The 12,280-nt window shown below is 70.9% G+C and carries 14 protein-coding genes; 6 read left to right on the plus strand and 8 right to left on the minus strand.

From position 1 onward, the window contains the following. The first annotated feature begins 2 nt into the window (after positions 1–2). Positions 3–1,226 carry a phosphoserine phosphatase SerB gene (gene serB, locus AB0M27_RS15865; RefSeq protein ID WP_351801070.1) on the plus strand — a complete coding sequence of 408 codons (1,224 nt, stop codon included), beginning with the start codon at positions 3–5 and terminating at the stop codon, positions 1,224–1,226. A 63-nt stretch (positions 1,227–1,289) separates the two neighbouring features. On the opposite strand, the gene AB0M27_RS15870 is transcribed toward serB, so the two are convergent. The 4 genes from AB0M27_RS15870 to AB0M27_RS15885 all read right to left on the minus strand — a co-directional run bounded on the left by AB0M27_RS15870 (position 1,290) and on the right by AB0M27_RS15885 (position 3,911). Continuing rightward, positions 1,290–1,808, minus strand: a complete 519-nt coding sequence (locus AB0M27_RS15870) for a histidine phosphatase family protein (RefSeq protein ID WP_365721989.1) — start codon at positions 1,806–1,808, stop codon at positions 1,290–1,292. 78 nt (positions 1,809–1,886) lie between these two features. Then, a complete protein-coding gene (locus AB0M27_RS15875; protein ID WP_365721991.1) occupies positions 1,887–2,093 on the minus strand; it encodes a hypothetical protein in 207 nt (68 codons plus the stop codon). Positions 2,094–2,277: 184 nt separating this feature from the next. Continuing rightward, on the minus strand, positions 2,278–2,397 hold the full coding sequence (locus AB0M27_RS15880; protein ID WP_279617406.1) for an SGM_5486 family transporter-associated protein: 120 nt from the start codon (positions 2,395–2,397) through the stop codon (positions 2,278–2,280). Between the two features lie 149 nt (positions 2,398–2,546). Continuing rightward, a complete protein-coding gene (locus AB0M27_RS15885; protein WP_365721993.1) occupies positions 2,547–3,911 on the minus strand; it encodes a CynX/NimT family MFS transporter in 1,365 nt (454 codons plus the stop codon). Between the two features lie 82 nt (positions 3,912–3,993). Here AB0M27_RS15885 and AB0M27_RS15890 point away from each other — a divergent pair, with 82 nt between their 5' ends. Beyond that, positions 3,994–4,686: a FadR/GntR family transcriptional regulator gene (locus tag AB0M27_RS15890; protein WP_365721995.1), complete on the plus strand. Its 693-nt coding sequence runs from the start codon at positions 3,994–3,996 to the stop codon at positions 4,684–4,686. Between the two features lie 74 nt (positions 4,687–4,760). Here AB0M27_RS15890 and AB0M27_RS15895 read toward each other — a convergent pair whose 3' ends face one another. The 3 genes from AB0M27_RS15895 to fabG all read right to left on the minus strand — a co-directional run bounded on the left by AB0M27_RS15895 (position 4,761) and on the right by fabG (position 6,743). After that, positions 4,761–5,111, minus strand: a complete 351-nt coding sequence (locus AB0M27_RS15895; RefSeq protein WP_365721997.1) for a hypothetical protein — start codon at positions 5,109–5,111, stop codon at positions 4,761–4,763. Positions 5,112–5,265: 154 nt separating this feature from the next. Next, on the minus strand, positions 5,266–6,033 hold the full coding sequence (fabI, locus tag AB0M27_RS15900; protein WP_365721999.1) for an enoyl-ACP reductase FabI: 768 nt from the start codon (positions 6,031–6,033) through the stop codon (positions 5,266–5,268). Positions 6,034–6,038: 5 nt separating this feature from the next. Further along, positions 6,039–6,743, minus strand: coding sequence for a 3-oxoacyl-[acyl-carrier-protein] reductase (gene fabG / locus AB0M27_RS15905; RefSeq protein WP_365722001.1), 705 nt, complete (start codon positions 6,741–6,743; stop codon positions 6,039–6,041). 248 nt (positions 6,744–6,991) lie between these two features. Between fabG and AB0M27_RS15910 the strand changes: the two genes are divergently transcribed. From AB0M27_RS15910 to tyrS, 3 genes are all read left to right on the plus strand, one after another. Then, entirely contained in the window at positions 6,992–8,515 is a 1,524-nt protein-coding gene (locus AB0M27_RS15910; RefSeq protein ID WP_365722003.1) for a TldD/PmbA family protein, read from the plus strand. Further along, entirely contained in the window at positions 8,512–9,906 is a 1,395-nt protein-coding gene (locus tag AB0M27_RS15915; RefSeq protein ID WP_365722005.1) for a TldD/PmbA family protein, read from the plus strand. Before AB0M27_RS15910 ends, AB0M27_RS15915 begins: the two co-directional genes overlap by 4 nt. A gap of 66 nt (positions 9,907–9,972) precedes the next feature. Beyond that, a complete protein-coding gene (gene tyrS / locus AB0M27_RS15920) occupies positions 9,973–11,241 on the plus strand; it encodes a tyrosine--tRNA ligase (protein ID WP_365722007.1) in 1,269 nt (422 codons plus the stop codon). A 124-nt stretch (positions 11,242–11,365) separates the two neighbouring features. Here tyrS and AB0M27_RS15925 read toward each other — a convergent pair whose 3' ends face one another. Continuing rightward, positions 11,366–11,653: a GlsB/YeaQ/YmgE family stress response membrane protein gene (locus AB0M27_RS15925; protein ID WP_365722009.1), complete on the minus strand. Its 288-nt coding sequence runs from the start codon at positions 11,651–11,653 to the stop codon at positions 11,366–11,368. A gap of 198 nt (positions 11,654–11,851) precedes the next feature. Here AB0M27_RS15925 and AB0M27_RS15930 point away from each other — a divergent pair, with 198 nt between their 5' ends. Next, positions 11,852–12,244: a DUF3099 domain-containing protein gene (locus tag AB0M27_RS15930; protein WP_365722011.1), complete on the plus strand. Its 393-nt coding sequence runs from the start codon at positions 11,852–11,854 to the stop codon at positions 12,242–12,244. The last annotated feature ends 36 nt before the right edge of the window (positions 12,245–12,280 follow it).

Consider the following 12,280-nt stretch of genomic DNA (forward strand, 5'->3'; position numbering starts at 1 on the left):
CCATGAGCGCTTCGCAGACCTCCGCTGAACAGACCCCCGAGGTCCCCACCCTCCTCGTCAAGATCTTCGGCAAGGACCGGCCGGGCATCACGGCGGGCCTCTTCGACACCCTCGCCGCCTACGTCGTCGACGTGGTCGACATCGAGCAGGTCGTCACCCGGGGCCGCCTGGTGCTGTGCGCGCTGGTGACGCAGCCGCCGGCCGGCCTGGAGGGCGACCTCAGGGCCACCGTGCACAGCTGGGCCGAGTCGATGAAGATGCAGGCGGAGATCATCTCGGGGCATGGCGACAACCGGCCGCGCGGCCTCGGACGTTCACTGGTGACCGTCCTCGGCCATCCGCTGACCGCCGAGTCGACGGCCGCCATCGCCGACCGGATCGCGAAGGCCGGCGGCAACATCGACCGTATCTTCCGGCTCGCCAAGTACCCGGTGACGGCAGTGGAGTTCGCGGTCTCCGGCGTGGAGACCGAGCCGCTGCGCACGGCCCTGGTCACGGACGCGGCGGCACTGGGTGTCGACGTCGCGGTCGTCGCGGCGGGCCTGCACCGGCGCGCTCAGCGCCTGGTGGTCATGGACGTGGACTCCACGCTGATCCAGGACGAGGTCATCGAGCTGTTCGCGGCGCACGCCGGCTGCGAGGACAAGGTCGCCGAGGTCACGGCGGCGGCGATGCGCGGGGAACTGGACTTCGAGCAGTCGCTGCACGCGCGCGTGGCGCTGCTGAAGGGGCTGGACGCCTCCGTGGTGGAGAAGGTCCGCAACGAGGTCCGGCTGACGCCGGGCGCCCGCACCCTGATCCGCACGCTGAAGCGGCTCGGCTACCAGGTCGGGGTCGTCTCCGGTGGCTTCACCCAGGTCACGGACGATCTGAAGGAACGGTTGGGCCTGGACTTCGCGCAGGCCAACACGCTGGAGATCGTCGACGGCAAGCTCACCGGCCGGGTCACCGGCGAGATCGTGGACCGCGCGGGCAAGGCGCGGCTGCTGCGCCGGTTCGCCGCGGAGGCGGGAGTGCCGCTGTCCCAGACGGTGGCGATCGGCGACGGCGCCAACGACCTGGACATGCTGAACGCGGCCGGTCTGGGTGTGGCCTTCAACGCCAAGCCGGTGGTCCGCCAGGCGGCGCACACGGCGGTGAACTTCCCCTTCCTCGACACGGTCCTGTATCTGCTGGGCGTCACCCGCGAAGAGGTCGAGGCGGCCGACACGCACGACGAGGGCTGAACCGGCCCGGATGCGCAGGGGCCCGGCACTGCGGAGGTGCCGGGCCCCTGCGCGTGGGTGGGGTCACTCGGCGGGCGCCCAGTAGTCCCTGAGGGTGGCCACGCCCGGCTCCAGGCTCTTCCAGGGGCCGTCGAAGGACAGCAGCGCGAAACCGGCGGCCGGGAAACCGCGGTGGTTCATCCGGTCGCGGGCGTCGCCCTCGGCCGTGCCGGACAGGATTTCGGCCAGACCGTGGACGCCCGGGTTGTGACCGATGAGGATCACGTTCCGCACGTCGTCGGGAGTCTCGTTCAGCACGGCGATCAGTTCGCCGGGCGAGGCCTCGTAGACCCGCTCCTCGTAGACGGTCTTCGGCCGGTGCGCCAGTTCGTGGACGGCGAGCTTCCAGGTCTCGCGGGTCCGGTTGGCGGTGGAGCACAGGGCCAGGTCGAAGGTGATACCGGTGTCGGCCAGCTTGCGTCCGGCCACCGCGGCGTCCATGCGGCCCCGCTCGGCGAGCGGGCGCTCATGATCGGACACTTGGGGCCAGTCGGCTTTCGCATGCCGGAGGAGGACGATACTGCGAGGTTCTGCGGCGCTCATGGGACCCAGCTTCGCATGAAACAAGCCATGCGGCGCAGGGAGTTGACATGCGGATTCACCGCGTACGGAGGCTCCTGGTCAGCGTATGAGGAGCTGGTGGGCGCGCTCGAAGAGGTGCGTGATCGCCGGGTCGCCGCTCGCCGCGTGCGCGTCCGACGGGTTCAGTATCAGCGCCAGCAGGGCGATGAAGGCGAGCGCGGGGAGGGCGAGGGCCCACCAGGGCAGCCGGATGTCGACGCCGCCCGTGGTCGCCAGGTGGGGCCGGGAGTGGGTGCGGGCCGCCATGATCGCCTCCGTGGGTCTTCGAGCGGGTCCGTGACCGTGTCGTGCGGTCACATCTCGAAGCTACGGAATCCGGGGCGGACAACCCATCCGGACTTCCACCCAGTTGACCCTGACCCTTTCCCCCTAGGGGATGGTGGAGCTAACCCCACCAATCCGCCGGGAGACGCGGGCCGGGACGCCGCCGTCACGGGGAGGCGAGGGTCGCGATGACGGCGATGATCACGAAGATGGCGAAGAACGAGCCGAAGACGATCAGCATCTTCTTCTGGCCGTTCTGCGGGTTCGGGTCGAGCACAGGCTGCATGCGCCCAGTCTCGCACCCTCCGCTCCGCGGGGGTCGATCGGGGGCGGGCAGTGGCCCCGCGGGGACCGCCGGGCGCGGGTCACACCCCGCCAGCCCAGACACCCCAATCAGCGCATCGCGCCCCCGCGCCCCGGTGTCCCGCCCCCGGGTCAGCGTGCCGTCGCCTCGTCCTCCACGGTGCGGTTGCGGCCCGCCAGGAAGCCCACCGCCATCTGCGGCAGCATCAGGCCCGTCATGAGGGCGATCGGCAGGCCCCAGCCGCCGCTCTGCTGGTAGAGCACGCCGACCAGCAGCGGGCCGGGGATGGAGATCAGGTAGCCGGTGCTCTGCGCGAACGCGGACAGCTGGGCCACGCCCGGCCCGCTCCGGGCCCGCATGCCGACCATCGTCAGGGCCAGCGGGAAGGCGCAGTTGGAGACGCCAAGCAGCAGCGCCCAGGCCCAGGCGCCCGCGGCCGGCGCGAAGTACAGGCCGGCGTATCCGGCGAGCCCGCACACGCCCAGGACCAGCGCGATCGGCCCCTGGTGGGGCAGCCGGGTGGCGACCCGCGGGATGACGAAGGCCAGGGGCACGCCCATCACCATGGTGACGGCGAGCAGCACGCCCGCGGTGCCGGCCGGAACGCCGGCGTCGCGGAAGATCTGCGGCATCCAGCCCATGGTGATGTAGGCGGCGGTGGCCTGCAGGCCGAAGAAGACGGCGAGCGCCCAGGCGGTACGGCTGCGGGTGATGCGCAGCGGCGCCTGCTGCGCCGCCGCCCCCGCCTGCTGCGCCGCCGCCCCCGCCTGCTGTGCCCCCGCCCGCTCCTGCCGCCCCGCTCGCGCGCTCCCGGCGTCGCCGCCGCGGACCCGGAGGAGCAGCAGCCAGGGCAGTACGGCGGCGCCCGCCAGTGCGGCCCACACGGCGAGGCCGGACTGCCAGCTGCCGCCGAGGGCGTCGGTCAGGGGCACGGTCACCGCGGCGGCGAGGGAGGTGCCGAGGGCGAGGGCCATCGAGTACAGGCCGGTCATGGAGCCGACCCGGTCGGGGAACCAGCGCTTGACGATGACCGGCATGAGCACGTTGCTGAGGGCGATGCCCATCAGGGCGAGCGCGCTGGCGGCCAGGAATCCGGCCGTGTTGCCGAGATACGGCCGTATCAGCAGGCCGGCGGTGATGGCGGCCATGCCGGCGCACACCACGGCGGCCGGACCGAAGCGGCGGGCCAGTCGGGGTGCGGTGATGCCGAAGACCGCGAAGCAGAGCGGGGGCACGGAGGTGAGTACGCCCGCCACGCTGCCGCTCATGCCGAGCCCGTCGCGGACCTCCTCCAGGAGCGCGCCGAGGCTCGTGATGGCCGGGCGGAGGTTCAGCGCGGACAGGACGATGCCGACGACGACCAGCCGGGTCGCCCACGCGCGCGTGCGGCCGGCGCCGGGGGTCGTCCCGGGGGTGTTCGTCGTGGCGGCCGTACCGTGTTCGGTCGGTGACATCGCCGTACGGGTCTCCACTGTCGGGGCTTCCTCACGTGCCATGAGGGTCATCATAGAATCATGGGATGATTGGTTGTCCATCCCCGCGGCGCTCCCGCCCGGGCCTCGCGTGCGAAGGTGTGCCATGCCCCTGAGCCACCCGCGCCGTTCGGCGCTGTCCGAGCAGGTCATCGCCGAACTGCGCAACCAGATCACCTCCGGCGAGTGGCCGGTCGGCTCGCGCATCCCGACGGAGCCGGAACTGGTCGAGCAGCTCGGCGTCGCCCGCAACACCGTCCGCGAGGCCGTCCGCGCGCTCGCCCACAACGGTCTGCTGGACATCCGGCAGGGCTCGGGCACCTATGTGGTGGCGACGAGCGAGCTGGCCGGTGTGATGCACCGCCGGTTCGCCGACGCCGATCCCCGGCACATCGCCGAACTGCGCGCCGCGCTGGAGTCGGCCGCGGCGAAGCTGGCCGCCGAGCGCCGCACCGAGAAGGACCTCAAGCAGCTGGACGCGCTGCTGGACCGGCGCGAGGTGGCCTGGGAGACCGGCGAGGCGGAGGCCTTCGTGTCTGCCGACGCCACCTTCCACCTGGCCGTCGTGGCCGCCTCGCACAACGACGTGATCACCGCGATGTACGCCGATCTGGGCGAGGTGCTGCGGGACTGGCTGCGCGCGGACGTGGGCGCGGAGCTGACTCCGGAGACGTACATGGATCACACGCGCCTGGTGGACGCGATCCGCGCGGGGGACGCGGAGGCGGCGGCTGCCGAGGCCGCGAGCTACCCGTTCCTGTGCCGGCCGGGCCGGTTCGGCACCCCTTCCGGTGACTGACACAGCCGGTTCAGCGACCCCTTCCGGTGACTGACCAGCCGTTCAGCGCTCCTGCCGGTGACCGGTCCAGCCGTTCAGTGCACGTTCTGGTGGCTTATCCAGACCGAGCGGAGTTCCTTCCAGCACCGGCCGGTGAGCCGTACGGTCATGGCGGGTCCGGTGTCCACCGGTGCGCTGTCGGTGTCGATGTCCCACCAGCGGGCGCACTCGATGTGCAGACGCACGCGATCGGTGTCGACATAGGGATTGTGGCAGTAGGCCACCACATGGGAGCCGTGGACGGCCGTACGGCAGGAGGCCCCGAAGGGGCTCGGCGCGGGGGGCTTTCCGTCGTCCACGCGCGCGAAGGGCATCGCCTCGTACGGCAGGGAGAGCACGAGGGCCACGGCCACGATCACCGGGGCCAGGCTTCGGGACAGGCGCACAACGGGACCTCCTCGGCCGGGCTGGGGAGGGACGCGCGAGGTGAACGCTCAATCCAGGGTGAGCCGTCCGGGCCGCCGGGCGCCCGGCAGGTGGGCCGAACGGGTGACGCCCCGCTCCCGCGCGCGGCGGGAAACGGGGCGTCGGGTACGAGGATCAGGCGCCGATGGCGTGCAGACCGCCGTCGACGTGGATGATCTCGCCGGTGGTCTTCGGGAACCAGTCGCTCAGCAGGGCGACGATGCCCTTGCCGGCCGGCTCCGGGTCCTTCAGGTCCCACTCCAGCGGGGCACGGGTGTCCCAGACGGAGGCCAGCTCGCCGAAGCCCGGGATGGACTTGGCGGCCATGGAGCCGATCGGGCCCGCGGAGATGAGGTTGCAGCGGATGTTCTGCTTGCCCAGGTCGCGGGCGATGTAGCGGCTGGTGGCCTCCAGGGCGGCCTTGGCCGGTCCCATCCAGTCGTACTGCGGCCAGGCGAACTGCGCGTCGAAGGTCAGGCCGACGACCGAGCCGCCGTTCTGCATCAGCGGCAGGCAGGCCATGGTGAGCGACTTCAGGGAGTACGCCGAGACGTGCATGGCGGTGGCCACCGACTCGAACGGCGTGTTGAGGAAGTTGCCCCCGAGCGCGTCCTGCGGCGCGAAGCCGATGGAGTGCACGACGCCGTCGAGGCCGCCCAGCTCCTCGCCGACGACGTCGGCCAGCCGGCCCATGTGTTCGTCGTTGGTGACGTCCAGCTCGATGACCTTGGTGGGCTTCGGCAGCTTCTTGGCGATGCGCTCGGTCAGCGTGGGCCGCGGGAACGCCGTCAGGATGATCTCCGCGCCCTGCTCCTGGGCCAGCTTGGCCGCGTGGAAGGCGATGGAGGACTCCATCAGCACGCCGGTGATCAGGACGCGCTTGCCCTCGAGGATTCCGCTCATGGTGATCAGTGACCCATTCCCAGTCCGCCGTCAACGGGGATGACGGCTCCAGTGATGTACGAGGCGTCGTCCGAGGCGAGGAACCGCACCGTCGCGGCGATCTCCTCCGGCTGCGCGTAACGGCCGAGCGGCACCTGCGAGACGATGTTCTGGCGCTGCTCGTCGGTGAGCACCTTGGTCATGTCGGTGTCGACGAAACCGGGCGCGACGACGTTGAAGGTGATGTTGCGCGAGCCCAGCTCACGGGCGAGGGAGCGCGCGAAGCCGACGAGGGCCGCCTTGGAGGCGGCGTAGTTCGCCTGGCCCGCCGAGCCGAGCAGGCCGACCACGGACGAGATCAGGATGACGCGGCCCTTCTTGGCGCGCAGCATGCCGCGGTTCGCGCGCTTGACGACGCGGAACGTGCCGGTGAGGTTGGTGTCGATGACCGAGGTGAAGTCCTCCTCGGACATGCGCATCAGGAGCTGGTCCTTGGTCACGCCGGCGTTGGCGATCAGTATCTCGACCGGACCGTGCTGGTCCTCGATCTCCTTGTAGGCCTGCTCCACCTGCTCCTGGTCGGTGATGTCGCACTTGACGGCCAGGAAACCGGCCGGCGGCTCACCCGAGCGGTACGTGATCGCGACCTTGTCGCCGGCGTCGGCGAACGCGCGGGCGATGGCGAGGCCGATGCCCCGGTTTCCTCCGGTGACGAGAACCGAGCGGCTCAACGGATCACCCTTTCGATAGCGGTCTGCAGATGTCGGACAACCCGCCCGGACACCTGGTGACAGGCGGCTTCATCGAAAACCTATCGGTACGGCCGGGTCCGCGGGCAATCGGGCACCGACAGTGGCGGGCGGGAGTCACTGTCGGATCCCTACAGAACCGCCGCCGTCCGGGTGCGAAACGTGTGGTCCGCCGGGCCGCTCCCACGACATGATCGGATCCGACAGGCCACGACAGCAGGGAGACCTCCGTGCCTCATTCCATCGACGAAGCCTTCACGGCGCTTCCGCTAAGGTCCCTCGCCGACGCCGCTCTGGCACGCGCGCGTGCGCTCGGGGCCGAGCACGCGGACTTCCGGTTCGAGCGGGTGCGCAGCGCGTCCTGGCGGCTGCGGGACGCCAAGCCCGCCGGGTCGTCGGACACCACCGACCTCGGGTACGCGGTGCGGGTCGTGCACGGCGGTACGTGGGGCTTCGCCTCCGGCGTGGACCTGACCATGGACGCGGCCGCCAAGGTGGCCTCCCAGGCGGTGGCCATGGCCAAGCTGTCCGCGCAGGTCATCGCGGCAGCGGGGGTCGGCGAGCGGGTGGAGCTGGCCGACGAGCCGGTACACGCGGACCGCACGTGGGTGTCGTCGTACGAGATCGATCCGTTCTCCGTGCCGGACGAGGAGAAGGCCGCGCTACTGGCGGACTGGAGCGCCCGGCTGCTGGCCGCGAACGGCGTCAACCACGTGGACGCCTCGCTGCTCACCGTGCACGAGAACAAGTTCTACGCCGACACCGCGGGTACCGTGACGACCCAGCAGCGGGTACGGCTGCATCCGCAGCTGACGGCCGTGTCGGTCGACGATTCCAGCGGCGAGTTCGACTCGATGCGCACCCTCGCGCCGCCGGTCGGGCGGGGCTGGGAGTACCTCACCGGCACCGGCTGGGACTGGGACGAGGAGCTGGAGCGGATCCCGGAACTGCTCGCCGAGAAGATGCGCGCGCCGAGCGTGGAGCCGGGCCTGTACGACCTGGTGGTCGACCCGTCCAACCTGTGGCTGACCATCCACGAGTCCATCGGGCATGCGACGGAGCTGGACCGGGCCCTCGGTTACGAGGCCGCCTACGCCGGCACCTCCTTCGCCACCTTCGACCAGCTGGGCAAGCTGAAGTACGGCTCCGAGCTGATGAACGTCACCGGCGACCGCACCGCCGAGCACGGCCTGGCGACCATCGGGTACGACGACGAGGGCGTCGAGGCGCAGTCCTGGGACCTGGTGAAGGACGGCACGCTGGTCGGCTACCAGCTGGACCGGCGGATCGCCCGGCTCACCGGGTTCGACCGGTCCAACGGGTGCGCGTTCGCCGACTCCCCCGCGCATGTGCCGGTGCAGCGCATGGCCAACGTCTCGCTGCGGCCGGACCCGGCGGGGCTGTCCACCGAGGGCCTGATCGGGAGTGTCGACCGTGGCATCTATGTGGTCGGCGACCGGTCCTGGTCGATCGACATGCAGCGGTACAACTTCCAGTTCACCGGGCAGCGCTTCTTCAAGATCGAGAACGGCCGGATCACGGGGCAGCTGAAGGACGTGGCCTACCAGGCGAACACGACCGACTTCTGGGGTTCGATGACCGCCGAGGGCGGCCCGCAGACCTACGTCCTGGGCGGCGCCTTCAACTGTGGCAAGGCCCAGCCGGGGCAGGTGGCCTCCGTGTCGCACGGGTGCCCGTCCGCCGTCTTCAGGTCCGTCAACATCCTCAACACGACCCAGGAGGCCGGTCGATGAGCGCCCGTACGAACAAGCCGCACGAGATCGTCGAGCAGGCGCTCGCGCTGTCCCGGGCCGACGGCTGTGTCGTCATCGCCGACGAGCACTCCACCGCCAACCTGCGCTGGGCGGGCAACGCCCTGACCACGAACGGCGTGACGCGCGGCCGTACGCTCACCGTGATCGCGACCGTGGACGGCAAGGAGGGCACCGCCTCGGGTGTCGTGTCGCGCTCGGCGGTCACCGCGCAGGAGCTGGAGCCGCTGGTCCGGGCCGCCGAGACCGCCGCGCGCGGTGCCGGGCCCGCCGAGGACGCGCAGCCGCTGGTCGGCGAGGTGCCGCAGTCGCCGGACTTCACGGACGCGCCCGCCGAGACCTCCTCCGCGGTGTTCGCCGACTTCGCCCCGGCGCTCGGCGAGGCGTTCGCACGCGCGCGTGCGGGCGGCCGTGAGCTGTACGGCTTCGCCAACCACGAGCTGGTGTCGACATACCTGGGCACGTCCACCGGGCTGCGCCTCAGGCATGACCAGCCCACCGGCACGCTGGAGCTGAACGCCAAGTCGCCCGACCGCACGCGCTCGGCCTGGGCCGGCCACTCCACACGGGACTTCAAGGACATCGACCCCGGCGCGCTCGACGCCGAGCTGGCCGTACGGCTCGGCTGGGCCGAGCGGCGCGTGGAGCTGCCCGCCGGCCGCTACGAGACGCTGCTGCCGCCCACGGCCGTCGCGGACCTGCTGATCTACCAGCTGTGGTCGGCGTCGGGCCGGGACGCGGCCGAGGGCCGGACGGTCTTCTCCAGGCCGGGCGGCGGCACGCGTGTGGGCGAGAAGCTCGCCGAGCTGCCGCTGACCCTGCGCAGCGACCCGAACGAGCCGGGCCTGGAGTGCCCGCCCTTCGTGGTCGCCCACTCCTCCGGCGGGGACCAGTCCGTGTTCGACAACGGGCTGCCGACCCACACGACGGAGTGGATCGGCGAGGGTGTGCTCAAGCACCTGACGACCACCCGGCACAGCGCGGGCCTGACCGGGCTGCCGGTCGCCCCGGTCCTCGGGAACCTGATCCTGGACGGCGGGAACGACCGCTCGCTCCAGGACATGGTCGCGGGCACCGAGCGCGGGCTGCTGCTGACCTGCCTGTGGTACATCCGCGAGGTCGACCCGGCCACGCTGCTGCTCACCGGTCTGACCCGGGACGGCGTCTACCTCGTGGAGAACGGCGAGGTGACCGGGCAGGTCAACAACTTCCGGTTCAACGAGTCGCCGGTGGACCTGCTGCGGCGGGCCACGGAGGCGGGCCGTACGGAGAAGACGCTGCCGCGCGAGTGGAGCGACTGGTTCACCCGGGCCGCGATGCCCGCGCTGCGGATCCCGGATTTCAACATGAGCTCTGTCAGTCAGGGCGTATAACCTCGTAGGCGTTCGTGGTCGGGTGTCGCCCGACCGCCCGAAGATCACCGAGGAGACACGAGAACCGTGACGGACATCGTCGACGAGCTGAAGTGGCGTGGGCTGTTCGCCCTGTCCACCGACGAGGACGCTTTGCGCAAGGCGCTCGCGGACGGTCCCGTCACGTTCTATTGCGGTTTCGACCCGACCGCGCCGTCACTGCACGTCGGGCACCTGGTGCAGGTGCTCACCGTGCGCCGGCTCCAGCAGGCCGGACACCGGCCGCTGGCGCTGGTCGGCGGCGCGACGGGGCTGATCGGCGACCCGCGCCCGACGGCGGAGCGCACGCTGAACGACCCGGAGACGGTGGCCGGCTGGGTCGGCAGGCTGCGCGCCCAGATCGAGCCGTTCCTGGACTTCGAGGGCGAGAACGCGGCGGTCATGGTGAACAACCTCGACTGGACCGCGGGTCTCTCCGCGATCGAGTTCCTGCGGGACATCGGCAAGCACTTCCGCGTCAACAAGATGCTGACGAAGGACTCCGTGGCCCGCCGCCTGGAGTCCGACCAGGGCATCAGCTACACCGAGTTCAGCTACCAGATCCTGCAGGGCATGGACTTCCTGCAGCTTCACCGGCGCTACGGCTGCACGCTTCAGCAGGGCGGCAGCGACCAGTGGGGCAACCTCACGGCCGGCCTGGACCTGATCCACAAACTGGAGCCCGGTGCCGAGGTGCACGCGCTGGCGACCCCGCTGATGACCAAGGCCGACGGCACCAAGTTCGGCAAGACCGAGGGCGGCGCGGTCTGGCTCGACCCCGAGATGACGACGCCATACGCGTTCTACCAGTTCTGGCTGAACGTGGACGACCGGGACATCTCCAAGTACATGCGCATCCTGTCCTTCAAGTCCCGCGAGGAGCTTCAGGAGCTGGAGCAGCAGACGGAGGAGCGGCCGCAGGCCCGGGCCGCACAGCGCGCGCTCGCCGAGGAGCTGACGACGCTGGTGCACGGCGCGGACCAGACGGCCGCGGTGATCGCCGCGTCGCGCGCCCTGTTCGGGCAGGGCGAGCTGGCGGAGCTGGACGGTCGGACGCTGGCGGCGGCGCTGTCCGAGGTGCCGCACATCCAGGTCGCGGAGCTCGGGCCGGTGGTCGACCTGTTCGCCGAGGTCGGGCTCGTCGCCAGCAAGTCCGCTGCGCGGCGGACGGTGAAGGAGGGCGGGGCCTACGTGAACAACGTGAAGGTCGCCTCCGAGGACGCCGTCCCGGCGAAGGAGGATCTGCTGGACGGGCGGTGGCTGGTGCTGCGGCGGGGGAAGAAGAACCTTGCCGCGGTGGAGGTTGTTTCCGCTTAGCGCCGTGGGGGCGTGGGTTGTTGTGCAGCGGGCTGCGGCTTCGTCGTGGCTTGTCGCGCCCGCGCGGCGGAGCCGCATGTCGATACAGCCCCGCGCCCCTTTCGGGACGTCACTCAGCGAGTCTTCAAGCCCCGACCCTCTCCTGCTTTCTCTTCCCCAGCGTCGCCATGTAGAGGGCGTCCACGGCCGCGACGATGATGATCGCGGCCACCAGCTGGAAGATGTGCCGGGTCCAGTCGATGCCGCGGGTGGCCGCCACGCCGACGGCCCGGGCGACCGCGTTGCCCACGATGGCGCCGAGTATGCCGCAGATGGTGGTCAGCCAGAGGGGACTGTGCTGCTTGCCCGGGATGATCGCCTTGGCTATCAAGCCCAGTACGAATCCCACGATGATCGCCCACAACCAGCCCATGGCTGCCTCCTTGTACGGCTCGACGTGAGCATTAGGGCCAGTGTGGGTCGGTGGGCCGTACGGCGCATGTCGGGTTCACCCGCGCGCGGCAGGACCGGTGGCGTTACCGCAGGCAGTGGGCGACCCGGTCTCGTGGGCGGCGCAGCCGCGGCGTAACGTAAAAGGCCGGGAGCCGATACGGGCGGATGGTGGAATGTGATGCGGAAACAGCACGGCGGCAACGTCCAGGTGTTCCGGATCACCGGAGCCCGGACGGGACTCGCCGAGGACATACGGGGCCGACAGCGCAGGTACGTCATCTCGATGACGATCCGCACGGTGTCGGTGATCCTCGCGGTCTCCCTGTGGAACGTCGAGCGGTACGTCGCTGTCGTGGCGCTCGTGGCCGGAGCGCTGCTCCCCTATGTCGCCGTAGTGATCGCGAACGCCGGCCGGGAGCGGCCGCCGTCCCTTCCCTCGACGTTCGTCACCACGCCGATGCGGCCTATGATCACGCCGCCGCGGGCGGAGGAGGCGCAGGCGGGATCCGCCCCGGAGGACGCGGCGGCTCATCCGACGGGGGCACATGGTGAGCGGCCCGGCCCCGCGTGACCGAGAGGGATGGGCCGGAAGCGGAACGACGCCGCC

It is taken from the genome of Streptomyces sp. NPDC052107 (genome assembly GCF_040680215.1).
GTDB lineage: Bacteria > Actinomycetota > Actinomycetes > Streptomycetales > Streptomycetaceae > Streptomyces.